11 protein-coding genes are annotated in these 15,562 nt (G+C 47.3%); 9 read left to right on the top strand and 2 right to left on the bottom strand.

Features of this window, described 5'->3' with window-relative positions; all coding sequences use genetic code 11:
- The 9 genes from PLA01S_RS28710 to PLA01S_RS28675 all read left to right on the top strand — a co-directional run bounded on the left by PLA01S_RS28710 (nt 1) and on the right by PLA01S_RS28675 (nt 12,303).
- Nucleotides 1-3,219 carry a glycosyl hydrolase gene (locus PLA01S_RS28710; RefSeq protein WP_127595386.1) on the top strand — a complete coding sequence of 1,073 codons (3,219 nt, stop codon included), beginning with the start codon at nt 1-3 and terminating at the stop codon, nt 3,217-3,219.
- Between the two features lie 264 nt (nt 3,220-3,483).
- The gene (locus PLA01S_RS28705; RefSeq protein ID WP_127595383.1) at nt 3,484-5,085 is read left to right on the top strand and encodes an S-layer protein; all 1,602 of its coding nucleotides are present in this window, start codon (nt 3,484-3,486) and stop codon (nt 5,083-5,085) included.
- A 192-nt stretch (nt 5,086-5,277) separates the two neighbouring features.
- On the top strand, nt 5,278-5,649 hold the full coding sequence (locus PLA01S_RS32300) for a MerR family transcriptional regulator (protein ID WP_218033671.1): 372 nt from the start codon (nt 5,278-5,280) through the stop codon (nt 5,647-5,649).
- Nucleotides 5,650-5,666: 17 nt separating this feature from the next.
- The gene (locus tag PLA01S_RS32295) at nt 5,667-5,999 is read left to right on the top strand and encodes a hypothetical protein (protein WP_218033670.1); all 333 of its coding nucleotides are present in this window, start codon (nt 5,667-5,669) and stop codon (nt 5,997-5,999) included.
- 161 nt (nt 6,000-6,160) lie between these two features.
- Nucleotides 6,161-6,844, top strand: a complete 684-nt coding sequence (locus PLA01S_RS28695) for a DUF554 domain-containing protein (RefSeq protein WP_127595379.1) — start codon at nt 6,161-6,163, stop codon at nt 6,842-6,844.
- Between the two features lie 208 nt (nt 6,845-7,052).
- Nucleotides 7,053-8,726 carry a ribonuclease J gene (locus PLA01S_RS28690; RefSeq protein ID WP_127595376.1) on the top strand — a complete coding sequence of 558 codons (1,674 nt, stop codon included), beginning with the start codon at nt 7,053-7,055 and terminating at the stop codon, nt 8,724-8,726.
- Between the two features lie 276 nt (nt 8,727-9,002).
- Complete coding sequence (locus PLA01S_RS28685; RefSeq protein ID WP_127595373.1) at nt 9,003-9,953, top strand: carbohydrate ABC transporter permease; 951 nt, start codon at nt 9,003-9,005, stop codon at nt 9,951-9,953.
- 60 nt (nt 9,954-10,013) lie between these two features.
- Entirely contained in the window at nt 10,014-10,883 is an 870-nt protein-coding gene (locus PLA01S_RS28680) for a carbohydrate ABC transporter permease (RefSeq protein WP_071220686.1), read from the top strand.
- Between the two features lie 40 nt (nt 10,884-10,923).
- On the top strand, nt 10,924-12,303 hold the full coding sequence (locus PLA01S_RS28675) for an extracellular solute-binding protein (protein WP_100537073.1): 1,380 nt from the start codon (nt 10,924-10,926) through the stop codon (nt 12,301-12,303).
- Nucleotides 12,304-13,703: 1,400 nt separating this feature from the next.
- Here the strand turns inward: PLA01S_RS28675 and PLA01S_RS33115 are convergent.
- Nucleotides 13,704-13,838 (bottom strand): hypothetical protein, encoded by a 135-nt coding sequence (locus PLA01S_RS33115; RefSeq protein WP_371860467.1) that lies wholly within the window; start codon nt 13,836-13,838, stop codon nt 13,704-13,706.
- 40 nt (nt 13,839-13,878) lie between these two features.
- On the bottom strand, nt 13,879-15,540 hold the full coding sequence (locus tag PLA01S_RS28670) for an alpha-amylase family protein (RefSeq protein ID WP_127595370.1): 1,662 nt from the start codon (nt 15,538-15,540) through the stop codon (nt 13,879-13,881).
- Between the last annotated feature and the right edge of the window lie 22 nt (nt 15,541-15,562).

Here is a 15,562-nt window from a genome sequence, read left to right as displayed (position 1 = left end):
GTGAATAACGTTAATGTTCAGGAAGAAGCAGCCCATAAGGATCATAAGCAGGATCTAACGCAGCTGAAGGTGCAATTCGAGAATCCGGATGCCACGTATCGCCCGCAGCCATTCTGGTTCCTGAATCATGAGCTCACGAAGCCGGAGCTGGAGAGCCAGATACAATCGATGGATGAAGCGGGTGTCGGCGGTGTTGTTCTGCATGCTCGTCATGGGATGCAAACCTCGTACCTGTCGCCGGCATTTATGGAAGCGTTGGAGTTCTGTACCCTGGAGTGCGAGAAGCGCAACATGGTCGTCTGGCTGTACGATGAGGACAATTGGCCAAGCGGAACGCTGGGCGGCAAGCTGACCCGTCAGCATCCGGAATATCGCATGCGATACTTAAGGGTCGAAGAGAAAAGATATACGCACGACGGACAGCAGGAAGGCTTGAAGCTGGACTTTGCACGCTATGATCATAATGAGCTTATAGCCATTCTGGCTTATCGCGCTGTGGAGCAGGACGGGGAATGGCTGCTCTGTGATGATCCCGAGGATCTCACGCATGCATGGGGAGGAGATTGGACGCCGACAACGGAGGATTCTTATATCGTGCTGGCCTGCTGGTCCTGTGAGATCGCGGAAGGCATCACGTTTGCCCAAGGGTACTACTTGGATACGTTGAATCCGGAAGCCGTCCAGGCTTTTATCCGAATGTCCTATGATCCGTTTCAGTCCTTACAGAAATACTTTGGCGCAACGATTCGAGGTGTTTTCACCGACGAACCCGGGCTAATGATCCACGATGGTTTCTTCGGCGTGGAAGCGATCCGTACGACCGTTCACGATGTGGGCGCTACCCTGCCGGGCTTGGTCTTTGCTTGGACACAGGGCATGGCACAGCGGTATCGCCAAGAGAATGGTTATGATCTCATCCCGCGGTTAGGCGCATTGTTATACAATATGGCTGATGGCAGCCGGTCAACGAAACAGCAATATTATGATACGATAACGCGCTGGTATGTTGAGGGTTATCATCAGGCGATTCGTACATGGTGTGAAGAGCATGGACTCCTGTACATCGGTCATACGCTCGAAGAGCCGGTCTGGGGACAGGCCAGATCGCAAGGCAATCAGACCCGGGTGCTGCAGCAGTTTCACTACGCAGGCGTGGATTATCTAACGCCCGGAATCGGTACGAAGGAGAATCCGCATCGGATCGTGTCCGTGAAGACGGCAGCTTCTGTCGCGCAGCTGAACAGCAAGGAACGGGTGATCTGCGAATCGTTTGGGGCAAGTGGTCACGGCTATTCCATGCGAGAGCGGCGACTGGATGCGAATTTCATGGCATTCCTGGGTGTTAATCTGTTCATCCCGCATGCGTTTTATTATTCGTTTGCTGGGTATCGGAAGACCGATTTTCCGCCGACGGAATTCAAACACGCGCCGCATTGGCCGCATTATCGTGCTTTTTCCGATTATATCGGGCGACTGAGTCTGCTCGGCGCGTGCGGAAAACGTACACCGGAGGTTCTTCTGCTGTCACCTATTCATACGGTATACGAAAATATGTTCGTATCCGGTCAATCGAATAGACATCCCTCTTCCGATGCTATGTTCTCGCTCCTGTCGGATCGTTTGCTTCGCAGATCCATAGATTACGACTATGTTGATGAATGTCAGCTTCGCGAAGCCACCCTTATGGATGGGGAAGGGGTTCGATTCAGCGAGGGTGGGAACATATATTCGCTTTTGATTATGCCGGAGATTGAGGTCATGTCGAAGGACATTGCCGCACAACTCGTTTCTTATGTGAAGCAAGGCGGTACTCTCGTTGCTGTAGGAGCGATACCGCGGCATAGCGAGTCCTTGCATCATGATCCGGAACTGGAGAAGCATATGCATGCGTTATTTGGTACGACTCCGCAGCATGATGCGTTACGATCCATTGGCAAGGGTTATAGTCTGTTTTATTCCCTGGAGGATCGCGATTCATTGGATTCGTTGTGTGAACGTTTAGGCGGGTTATTAAGGAAGTCTCCTGTTTTACGATGGAAGTTGATCGAAGGTCAACATGAGGATTTGATCAGTGTAGAACGTGTGTTCGATAATCAAGTATTTGTGTGGCTGATGAACTGGTCGGAGAAGCCTGTTTCCTTGAAGCTTGATGCAAGAGAGGCGAAGCACCGAATCGAAGAATGGGACTTGGAAAGCGGGAACATACGCCGGTTAACCAGCGATTCCATCCTTACCTATGCACCTGGAGAGCTGCGAGTACTCTCGCTTGTACCGGAGGAAAGCCCAATCGGCGAAAAGGAACAAACGTTCGATGCGGATCGAAAATCCAAGGATGTCATCGTTCTTGAAGACATGTGGCGTTTCCAGACACTTGAACCCAACGTTTTATTACTGGACCAATGGCAGGTCACGCTGAATGACCGAAAGTCCAGGATGAACGCAACGATGCCTGGGCAAGTGAACACGTATCGTACAACGTTTACCATGACGCAGGAATTGATCGAACGATTGCAATCACCGAGTCGTCGAGTTCATTCAGATCCATCGGATGACGACGAATCCCGTAAGATGTTGTTAGTTCTGGACGATGTGGAGCAGAAAATACCATCCCATATCGGCTTTCTGCAGCGTAGGCGCAATCTTGAAATCTTCGTGAATGGCGTAAGGCAGAATGCGCTGCAGCCCTCAAATTGGCAGGATCAACACTATGCCAACGTGGATGTCACCCCTCATTTGTTAGCAGGCGAGAACGAACTTGAGATTCTGACGGTTTCATTGCTGGAGCCGATGCCGGCGATTTCATTCCCTGCATTTTTGATCGGACCCTTTGTTATAGAGGATCAGATGAGGCTAAACGCGGATCGCGAACATGTGTTTGGTTGTTGGTCTTCTGCCGGCTATCCTTATTATGCGGGAGCGGGAGAATACTCACAGCAAGTGGATCTAACTCAACTTAACTTGGCCCCAGATGAGGAATTATGGCTGGAAGCAGAAGATATCAGGGAGACGGCTTGTTTATACGTGAATGATATGGAGGCAGGGATCCGGTTGTGGCCGCCTTATCACTGGAACATCACGCCATATGTTGAGCAGGGGAACAATCACTTTACCATCCGTGCAGCCAATACGCTGGAGAATTTGTATGGAAAGTCTGCTTTGCCTTCAGGGATGAACGGACAAGTCAAGTTGGTTCGTCGAACCTTATCCAAAGGTATATAATCTTATAAGATATTTTCTGAAAATGACTACAGCGAGTTCAGGTTGTAGTCATTTCATTAATACAGTTTACATAATATATGATATGTAACCTATAAACGAAGAACTTGTGTATTTCGAGTTTCAAAGCCGGTGGCTTTTTCTATCGGACATAGGTAGGGGAGCTTCATTCTTACAAATTCAACGATTTACGATGACATTCTCTTAATCATAAGGGCTTACACTTGAGAAGTTTGATGAACGATAACAACTCGGAGGTGCCATGAAATGCAGCTAAAGAAGAAAACCATCATGGTTTTGGCGCTCAGCTTGTCCATTCTTTCGCAAGGCATGATTGTTCATGCCAAGGAAGATGGGGCGAGGTTTAAGCCGGAAGAAAACGGCAAATGGATGACGGGAGAGTATCACGCGCATACGTATCAATCCGATGATGCTAGTCAATCCCTGCAGGAATTGCTGGACAACGGATTCGAAAAGTATCATTTGGATTGGATCTCGGTCTCCGACCATCTTAGAGTTTCTAAACGGGACGACGAGGGAAATCGTCTTGCCGGCGGAGCTATTCCGTTCTCCAAGGGAATGGCTCAGTACCAAATCCCCAAGATCCAGCAGCTTCAGAAAGCAGGGAAATACAAGAACAAAATTATCTTTTCAGGTGTTGAGTGGGACATGCCTACATATGAACATGTGGGAGTCGGCATTATAGCAGGCAATTTCGGTTCAGAATCGAGCCTGAAAGCAGTTCGTCAGTTCGAGTATCTGTTCACCGATCGCGATGAAGCGATGTTCGATCCCAAAGATGTTGCCGAATGGAACAAACAAGACAGCCGGGCCTATACTACACCCGAAGATGCCCGAACAGCGCTGGCTTGGCTCCAGAAATACTACGGTAACAGCAGTTATGCATTGCTTAACCATCCTTCTAGAAAAACCGTGTACACCATCGCGGATATACGGGATTTCAACAATATTGCGCCGGATGTCGTATTCGGAAAGGAAGGCATGCCCGGGAATCAGATGGAACCGGATCGCGGCGGACTAAACTTAACCACGCCGGAAAACAGAACGTACGGCGGCGCTGATTTCATGATTGCCAAGGTTGGCGGCGTCTGGGATGCGCTGCTTGGCGAAGGACGCGAATTTTGGAACTTTGCGAACTCGGATTCTCATTTTGAGATCAGTGAAAACCGTTTATACTCCAGTGGATATTGGCCGGGACAATATGCGAAGAACTACACTTGGGTGAACGGAAAAGATATGCAAAGCGTATTGGACGGTATGCGTTCGGGTAAATCATTCTCCGTTTACGGCGATTTAATTAACGCGCTGGATTACCGCGTTCGTCACGGGAACAAGCAGGCCGAAATGGGAAGTAACCTGCAAGTGAAAAAAGGGAACCCCATCGAAATAACAATCCGATTCAAAAGCCCGGACCAAAACAACAACGGTGATTCTGTATCCGTAGATCATGTCGATTTGATCTCAGGCGACGTAACCGGTAAAGCGCAACTAGGTACGGCCGCTTACAGCAAGAGCACCAACGATTCAACCAAAGTGGTTAAACGGTTTACGAGCAAGGATTGGAAAACCGATCGGGATGGATATAATGTGATTACTTATCGGACAACAGCAACGAAGGATCAATATTTCCGATTAAGAGGGACTAACCTTGGCGTGAATGTTACTGGAGAAACCAGCAATGGCGATCCACTTATGGATCTAAAAACGGACATCGAAGACAACGAGCAGCGGTTTGCGGAAATTAATAAACGGAACTATAGTGACCTGTGGTTTTACTCCAATCCGATCTTTGTTAGCGTTGACGACAAGCCGGTTAAAGCCCCTAACCAACAGGGGAAGCATCAGTAAGACGCGACTCGCGCTCGATTCAGAAGACTGCCGATGGTTCGGCGGTCTTTTTGCTTTTTTTCACACGCAGTATAATGAAGGATGATCGTAATATAGCTGATAAACATTGGATTGTAATTTTGTTGCATATCCCATCATTTTATTGTGCAAATTGAACGAAGCGTATAGGCTATTAAGGAGAGGAGAGATGATATGTTTACGATCGGTGAAATATCCAAGCTTTTTCAGATCGATATCCGCACCCTCCGGTATTACGACGATATTGATTTATTTAAACCGGCATCCGTGGATCATCTGACCAGTTACCGTTATTATTCGGTCGATCAATTCGAGCAGCTGAACACCATTCTGTATCTCAAAGCGCTTGGCATTCCTTTAAAAGACATCAAGCATTTTCTGGATGATCGGGAGATTGAACATATATTAACCCTGCTCAAGAGCAGCAGCGCAGAACCGAGGAGAAAATTGAGGAATATCAAAGAATCCAGGCGAAGATTAAAAGCCGAATCGCTCAGATTGAAGATGCCTCGAACAAGGAAGAGCTTTACAAAATTCGGGAAGTAGCGCTTCCCGAGAGAGTGATGGTGTTGCTGAAACAGAACATACATAAAAGCGACAATCTGGATATGCCGATCCGATTATTGGAGAACAGCACGAAGATGAAGTCCACCATTTTTCTTGGCAAAGTAGGATTATCGATCTCGATCGATCGTTTAATGCAGAGCAAATTTGATGAATACGACTCTATTTTTGTGATTGTAGAGCAGGAAAGTGCGCGCAGCAGCTCCGAAGTCGAAGAGAAGAGATGGCCGGAAGGCACCTACATCACGATTCGGTTTGCAGGGACACACGAAGATGAGCGCCTTATTACAGAAAGCTCCTGGATTATATCGAGGAAAAAGGATACAGCCTGATTGAGGATGCGCTTGAGATCACGTACATTGATTATGGGCTTACCGGTGATCCCTCACAATTCGTAACCGAAATTCAAATGCTCGCTAATTAAACGATTGACCCTCCAGCTGCTGGAGGGTTTATTCTTTGTATCAAAACATATTAGTAGGAGAGAACGACTGTGATAGGAACCATTGTAAACGTAACAACCATTGTTGTAGGCAGCACGATTGGAAATGTATTTAAAAAGGGAATGAGCGAATCCTACCAGGACATCCTGATGCAGGCGATGGGTTTGGCCGTTATGGCACTCGGTGTGCATTCGATCGTGAAGTATATGCCCGATAGTCATTATCCCGTCTTATTTATCGTAAGTCTCGCCATAGGCGGTCTGATCGGGGAGAAGCTGAATCTAGAGCAGGGATTTAAAAAAGCGGTGTCGAGGTTTACCAAGGGAAATTTGGCTGAAGGATTATCAACGGCCATTCTGTTGTTCTGTATCGGAACACTGTCCATTATCGGACCGATCGAGAGCGCTTTGAACAATAACCATACCTATCTGTTCACCAATGCCATCCTGGATGGCGTGACGTCAATCGTACTGGCTTCAACCTTTGGCATTGGCATCGTTCTATCCGCCGTGGCCACATTTTGTTGGCAAGGGTTATTGTACGTTATGGCCGGCGCAGCCTCTGGCTTGATCACGACGGAGCTGTTAACCGAAATATCCATTATTGGCGCCATTTTAATTTTTGCTTCAGGCTTAAACATTTTGGGCATACGGAACTTCAAAACCATGAATCTCACGCCGGCGCTGTTGATCCCGGTCGTATTCATTACGATTAAAAATCTGCTCGGTTTTTAACCTAAAACCCGGATTCATACTAGCATATCTGGATTATAAGGATAGCCCGCCTCGGATGGCGGGTTTTTTGCTGTATTCCATACCACATACGCTGCATGAGCCATTGTTTACCTGGGTGCATAAGTTTTGTGACAATTTCAATAATATAGGAGAACCGACAGCATCTAAGAATTGGACTCGTGGATAGAGAGAAGGAGGCTTCATCGTTATGAATATAGCTGAACATAAACTGCTGGTCGCAGCTCTGGGCGGCGTTAATGAAATTGGTAAAAACATGTACTTCATTCAGTATGATCAAGATATCGTGGTCATTGATTGCGGCTCCAAATTTCCTGACGAAAACCTGCCCGGCATCGATTTGATTGTGCCTGACTTTACCTATTTGCTGGACAATGTGGATAAAGTCAGAGCTCTTATTGTCACCCATGGACATGAGGACCATATCGGAGGGATACCCTATTTACTGAAGCAGCTCCCGATCCCTGTGTATGGGACCAAGCTCACGATTGAGCTCATTAAAATTAAGCTTAAAGAGCATCGCATTCTGCGTGAATCCGAGCTTCACACGATCGATGTAAATTCCACCATTCAAGCGGGTGCCATCCATGCCTCTTTTTTTTCGACCAGCCACAGCATCCCGGACTGCGTGGGCATCGTTTTTCAGACCCCGGAAGGCAATGTTGTCCACACGGGGGACTTTAAATTTGACATGTCTCCTGTGAAGGGGCCTTATCCTGATCTGCATCGAATGGCTGATATCGGCAAGCAAGGGGTTAAGGTGTTATTGTCCGAAAGCACAAACGCCGAGAGACCGGGATTTACACCTTCGGAACGTCTGGTTGGCGGACATATCATGGAAGCATTTGCGCAGGCCAAACAGCAGGTATTCATCTCTACGTTTGCTTCCAACGTGAACCGCGTTCAGCAGATCATCGATGCCGCCGCGGAAACAGGACGAAAACTGATTCTGCTCGGCCGCAGCATGGTCAATGTCGTTACCGTTTCCAAGGAGCATGGCTATTTAAACATCCCCGATGACTTACTGATTGATGCAGGCGACAGCGAGCGCTATCCACCAGACAAAATCGCTGTGCTATGCACGGGGAGTCAAGGCGAGCCTATGGCAGCATTATCACGATTAGCCAACTCCACGCATCCCCATATCGAGATTTTACCTGGCGATACCGTCATCATTGCTGCAGGAGCCATACCGGGAAATGAAAGGAACCTTGCTCATGTGATCGATAATTTGTATGTGCTGGGTGCCCAGGTCATCTATGGGTCCGGCTCAGCTTCAGGGATGCACGTATCCGGTCATGGCAGCCAAGAAGAATTGAAATTAATGCTCACCTTGATGAAACCAGACTATTTGATTCCTGTCCATGGAGAATTCCGAATGCTGTATCAGCATCGTCAGCTGGCGGACTCCGTGGGGATCCCTAATGAAAATGTGTTCATCATCCAGAATGGCGACACGATACAAATCCAGCAGGGCATGGCATCCTTAGGTCCCAAAATCCCTTCAGGCAACAGTCTGGTGGACGGATTGATGATCGGAAACGTAGGCAATATCGTTTTGCGGGACCGTAGACAGCTGTCTTCCGACGGGATGCTCATTATCGTAACCACGCTCAGCAAAACGGAAAAGCAGATGGTGGCCAAGCCCGAGCTCATATCCAGAGGTTTCATTTTCGTAAAAGATTCTGAGGAATTCATGGGTCAAATCCACGATATCGTCACGTCTTCCATGAAGGATTTAACGGAAACCGGGTCTACCCAATGGAATCTGATCAAGCAGACCTTGAAAGATCATGTCGGCAAATTCATATACAGCGAGACCAAGAGAAGGCCGATGATTCTGCCCATCATTATCGAAGTATAAGCCCCTCTGCATATATAAAGCACAGCCTCAAATAGGCTGTGCTTTTTTATGTGCGTCGATTTAGGGTCCAAAACTAGGCATACACCCGGATGTGGGCAGCTGCATACACTGCCGATAAAGGAATCACTGAAGGTGTTGTTCTTCCGTTCATGTCTGTGAAAAAAAGAATAACACATAATCCGGATTCGTCCACATAACCATTTACAGAATGGACATGAACGTCTTGTCCGATTACCGGAAAGGGATCCGGCTATTAACGAAAGGAGGAGGATCGGTTTGTCATCCACCCCAGAAGGGAAATGGACTGCGGAACATGGAAAATGGTCTAAACGAAGGTTCAAATTTACGCGCAATGACTGGATGGGTTATCTATTCAGCGCCCCTCTGATCATCGGAGTCATCGTATTTGCCATTTATCCCATGTTCGCCGCACTGTTTATGAGTTTTCATCAGACATCCGGGCTCAATTTATCCGGCACCTGGGTGGGCCTGAGCAACTACCGTTACGCATTAGAAGATTCCTTATTTTGGCAAGCGCTTTCAAATACGTTTGTCATGGGGATTTGGTCTGTACTGCTTGGAATCGCACTATCGTTTGTTTTGGCGAGCCTGATTAATAATCTGAAATGGCATCTGGGACGCAATTTTTTCAAAGCGGTATATTTTCTGCCCAATGTTGTATCCGGCGTTGCTACAAGCCTGTTGTTCTCCTTCTTGTTTTTTCCGTCCAAGGAAGGGCTGATCAACTTTGTGATTGGTTTGTTTGGCATCGATCCTGTCGGCTGGTTCACGAACCCGGAAGTGGCGCGTTACAGTATCGTGCTTATGAGCTTGTGGGGCGCCCTTGGGTATAACACCATTATTTTTCTGGCCGGTTTGCAAAGCGTCCCGCGGGATCTCTATGAGGCAGCCGAGGTGGATGGGGCCGGCACCTATCGGAAATGGTGGTATATTACGATTCCATACTTGCGTCCGATCTTCGTGTTCATGCTTATCATGGGAACCATCGGCGGAATGAAGCGCTTTACGGATGTATGGTTAATCGGTGGAACCGCAGGTAATCCTGGGGGAAGCTTGATGACCGTGGTGCTGTATATTTACCGAAATGCATTCCTCTCTTCACAGATGGGGTTGGCTACGGCCGTATCCTATCTGTTATTCGTCATCATACTCATCCTAACCGTGTTCCTCATGCTACTCAACCGCCGCAAAGACAGTTTGGACTAATGCCATTATCCATTTCCGGGTCCGTAGGGGAACCTTATTCCAGAAGACAGGAGGGTAACTATGAGCAGTTCAGCCTTGCCCAAGGAGCCTGTGCGCCGTAAACGAATCACACTTCAACAGCTGATACTAACGCTGGTTCTGTTGGTAGGATCATTCATCATGATTGTGCCATTCTTATGGATGCTGGTAACGAGCTTCGATTGGGCTGCACGATTAAATATTTCATTCCCGCCGAAAATATGGCCGGAGGAGCCTTCGATCCGAACCTATGAAGCCGCATTCACCAACATTAATATGTTTCGATATATCGGCAACTCCACGCTTGTAAGCGCAGGAGTCATTATCATCAGCTCGTTGTCCGCACTCTTATCCGGTTATGCCTTATCCAAGCTCCGCTTCAAAGGAGCAAACTTCGTCCTGCTGCTAGCGCTAAGCACGATGATGATTCCATTCGAAATGACGATGATTCCTCAGTATTTGCTGTTCAGTAAACTCGGACTGGTCGACAACTACCTGGCTTTCTATTTGCCGGCGATGAACTATGCATTTGGTACATTTTTAGCCAAAGCATTCTTCGATCAATTACCCAGCAGTTTAAGGGAAGCTGCGGTTCTGGATGGCGCCAAGGAAATCACCGTATTCAGCCGGGTTTATCTGCCGCTGTGTACGCCCATTATCGCCACCATGGTCATTCTGCTGTTCTTAGGCGTATGGAACGATATGCTGTGGCCGCTGCTGATCTTGAAATCGGCTGCCAAGTACACGATCCAGATTGGATTGGCCATGTTTACGTATAACAACGGAATTAACCAGCAGCCATCCATCATTATGGCAGCAACGACTACGAGCCTCATTCCGGTTATCGTCGTTTATATGTTCCTGCAGCGTTATATTATCGAAAGCATTGCGCTGTCCGGTATCAAGCAGTAATTCAGAATTGAAGCTAAATTTATGCGGGGGTGTTGATGTGATGAAAAAAGCGGTGCTGCTTATTCTGTCATTCGTGCTGGTGTTTACATTGGCCGCTTGTTCAGGCAGTTCGGGAAAAGATGTAACAGGCGGCGTTACGATTGAAAAGGTATCGGATATGGAAGGAACGGTTCGCGTTGCGCTGGCAGGCTGGCAGCTGGATAACGGAATCGATGCGCTGACAGGCAACCCGACCGTCGGACTCAACGAATATTTGGATAAAACGTTCAAAAAAATGTATCCGAACATCAAACTGGAGGTTTATCAAATCCCTTGGGAGAACGTAAAAGCCAAACAAACGGCCATGCTGCTCTCCGGTGATGCGGATGTCTTGTATACCGGTGGAGCCTTTGCATCACAATGGTACCAGGAAGGGCTGCTGCGTGACCTGGACGACTTGATCGAAAAGGATACTTCGTTTGACCCGAGCATTTATCTGGAAGGCATTATGAACAACTCCTATAGCACCAAGTCGCCCGACGGAAGCAAGCAGTTTGGGATTCCTGCCGTTCTTGGCCGCCGGATGACGATTTATGATAAGAAGCTGTTTGAAGACTGGGGCGTTGAAACACTCTCGGCACAGCCGGGACCGGATGAAATTCTGGAGAAAGCCAAACAAATGACCGGCAAAAACCCGAAAACCGGTGAAGACAATTTCGGTCTGTATTGGAGCGGCAATTCGTTAAACGGATCCACCTTTGTTGCGTTAACCCTTGCTTATGGCGCCAAAGGAGCGGAAGGATCGCTGAAGGATATCAAGAACATTAAATGGCACCTGAATTCTCCGGAAATGGTCAAAGTGCTGGAATGGCTGAAAGAAGCCGCACAACTGCCGCCGGCAGGTTTCGTAAATGCCCAAGGAGCTGAGAATTTCGGTCTGGAGAAGAACAATATCGCCATCGCCCTCGATTCCACCGGCGGCTCAACGATGAGTGAGTACCGGTCGAAGCAGAACAAAGAGCTGCTGGACCGTTTTGAACCTGTGCTGAACATGGGGCCAAAAGGCGAAGGCTGGGTGGCGGTTGACCCGTTCATTATGGCAAAGAATGCGAAAGATGTGGATGCATCATGGGAAGTATTAAAGTTTTTGACAAGCTACATGACGCAAAAATATATGTATGAGAACTTCTCCAGTACCCCGACACTTAAAAACGCTGATTTCGTAACGCCGGAAGACAAGTTTGTGAAAAAAGCACTCGAAATCGCAGATGTTGGCCACTCGGAGCTCATGGATGAAGCCAATCCGTTCTATATGAGCGATATCGCTCCAGCCATTAACGGATTCATAAGCCAGGCTGCATCCGGAAATGCACCGGATATTCAGAAGTTTCTGGATGATCTGCAGGCTCGTGCTGAGAAATGGTCGGCAAATCTGAAGTAAATCAGGAGGGGACTGCACAGGGTGCGCATTGGCGTGGTTGGTACGTTTAGTAACACGGTATCGCGAGTTTCGTATGAAAAGACTGTAGAAATCTAAGGAAGTTCCTATCCCTGCAGAGACGGGCCTAATCATGATGATTATATGAGTCAAACAACACAATATATTCCAATATTATGTAAAACGTGCATTATCCCGATAATGCCCGGATAAAAACCGACCTATATGGCCGGTTTTTTTGTGATTATGCTGACAAATTCCAGATTTGGCCATCATGGAGTTCGGCACATAAAGTGGATAATGAGACCGCTAATAAAATTACATTAAATGGTGAATAATAAGAATGTAGAAGGGAGGCAGTGCGAAAAATAATACCGATGATCACACAATAAACAGGAAGCGCTATGTATTGATTATGATGTTCGGGGCTAAAGGATTATAGATTCAAGTTTTGATGTAAATATAAAAGAAAATCCAGAAACGATCAATTAATCCACAAATCCAGAAACGGTGTAACGATTAATCTATATATGAATAAATCTGGATAATCAAATGAAGTTATGATTAACTACAAAGTGAAAATGTTTAAACCGACCGACGCGACAATCATTGATGATTGATATTGATTTAAGCCAGGATTCAAAAGTAATTTAAATGAGACTTAAACGAATGAACTATAACTTCGAAGATAAGAAATTAAAAACAAAACAAATGGTGTGATTAAAACGAAAGAGAAACGATGAATATTGAGTAAATGTTAATAATGAAGAAATAAGCAAATAAGCAGTAAATCAGAAAAAATGAAGAAATAAGCAAATAAGCAGTAAATCAGAAAAATCAGTTCAGAAAATCTTGCAAGGCGTTTTTCCTTAGGGTCTGTTTCACAAAACTCGTATTTTGTACATATGTCTTAGAATCCGGAATCGTCCTTAGTCTGCTTGTTCTATTGTCACAATACAATTGGCGTGTTTGCTACGATCAATCGATTTATCACTCTCCTTCTCTTTTAAATAAAAAATAAAAAAAGCCGCTGATAGCAGCTTTTACATTATGGTTAATCTATAATTTTATCCGTTAAAGCTTTAATTACTGCAGAAAGTTCCTGATCTTTTTGAAGCATTTGAACTATTTTTTCGTATGCATGAATAACTGTAGTGTGACACAAATTTCAAAGCCAAGCTTCACCGCCTCGTCAACGTTCGCCTTAAAAACATCCTCATTGATTGCGGAAGCCTCATAGGGCCACCAATGATTCCAGGCGATGGGAACGCTGCGCGAAATGGCGTTCACGGGATACCAGAACCGCTTGCCCCAACGGCCAATTCGATGGATACTTCATTGAGTCCGCCGTGCGTAGGGGAATTGCCCCCCAAATAACGGCTCCCTGCAATGGAACGCTGAATTTATTGCAATGTTACACTATCCAAGTAAATCGACGTTTGTCTGCTGGAATCTACAGGAGATAAAAATTGGACGCCAACTTCTTTCGCAATTCCTGAGAGATTCAAAGTCAGTGTGGTGGCACTAGCAGAGTTTATGGTAAAGGTCCAGAATCATCCCAAGCATATCCCTATCCTGTTATAATATAAGCTTTGCTTGAATTCCGCTACTTACGTCGCCCAATTTGGCGGCCTCTGCCCCATTCCGTAATTCGCTCAGCTCGTTCCAGTTAAATGTCATTACCTCCCCGGCCAGCTTCCATTTCTCCGGACAGGTCGTCTCGATCCAATCAAGGGGTTCCCCTGAAGGAATATAAGCCGATGCCCATTCAAACGCGGCTTTGATATCCGATTTCATATCGTCGGTCAGAATCGACGGATCAGCGGAGACAAACAGAGGCGTTCCACTCTTAGCCAAGAGCTCAAGCCACTGGCGGTTCAATCCCCATGGTATTTTGTCCGTAGCTCCGACGCAGTCGGCATCTGCGAGAAAGAACGCCCTGTGCTGAGGCATACGGAAGCCCAGTGTATTAATGCCCATTTTGCGGGTGCGTTCCCATTCATGACCGCTGGTATCGTCTCCGGTGCGCTGGATATGGACCAGACCCGCAGCCAGATGCCCAATGGTATTGCAGCCTATAATGATCGAATCCCCTGCCGCTTCCCGGATATACTGGTAAAAATTTACAATGATTTCAGCCGTCGTTTTCGAGCGGTCCCTGAAAGGCTCGCGATAAGCGAATAAGGACTCGTTCATTTCAAAGCCCCATTTTCCAAAGATGTCGAACGTAGAAAAGTCATGTTTAATGAGCTGGTACCCCCAATCTGCCAGGCGTTGGACGTCCTCCGCAATCATTTCCAGTGCCTCGGGAGCGGATGGATCCACTACGGTGGAACCGTCCCCATCGTTCTTTCTCCGTTTCAAGCCGGGATTCACCCGCTCGCTCGTCAGAAGCGGGCGGTACCATATTCCCGGTTTGACTCCGATTTCCTTCATTTCTGCTGCGAGCCGCTTCATATCCGGAAACAACTGGTTGCCGCGGTCCCATGGCCCACCATTGCAAGAGTTTCCGTTTAGACGGATGGGCTGCCATCCGTCATCGATAACCATGCAAGGACGAGGCCCTTCTTTTGGACTGAGTTCCGCCACGATCCGGCTGTCGTTCAAAATCTCCTCATGAGAGCTGTTTCCATATGCGTAATACCAGTTATTGCTTCCGTATACCGGTTCATCTGGCAGCAAGGGATCATCACACAAAGATCTGCAGAACACCGATGCCGCTTCAAAAGGCGTTTCGCCTTGTTTACCCTCCCGAAACACGATGGTGGCAGCCGCGAGTATACGGTTCCCAAGCTGAACCCCGAGCGTTCCATTCCGCACATCGAGTGTTAGCGTAAACCCTCGCGGATCCGCTTGCCAATAACATATGGCTCCGGGACGTGTCTTAACGCCAATACCATGCGTAACCCCTCCGGTATGGACCAAAAAATACCAGGGTAGCCTCCGTTCAGGGACAAGTCCCCGCCACTCCAAGTCACCATAGCCCCGTTCCCAGTGGTCACCTAGTACTTGAACGGGCCCACCCCAGGGTTTTTCCCATCGGAGCATCACGCTTTTGATTTCTTCGTTCGGTGATTCGATCGTAACCTCCTGGTTTCCACTGACCGGCGTAAGTTTAACCTCGGTCGAGCGAAGGATCCATGAAGCAGTCTCATCAGAATATACCATGGATTCGACTCCGCGGCCCGCCTCCAAATATATAAAATCCGGTTTACATTGTGACAGCCATGCCGTTGTCATATTTCATGCACCTCTTTCTATC

Source organism: Paenibacillus lautus NBRC 15380 (assembly GCF_004000945.1).
GTDB classification, from domain to species: Bacteria; Bacillota; Bacilli; order Paenibacillales; family Paenibacillaceae; genus Paenibacillus_AQ; species Paenibacillus_AQ lautus.
Note: the sequence above shows the minus strand (reverse complement) of the source record. Positions and strands in the feature narration are given on the sequence as shown.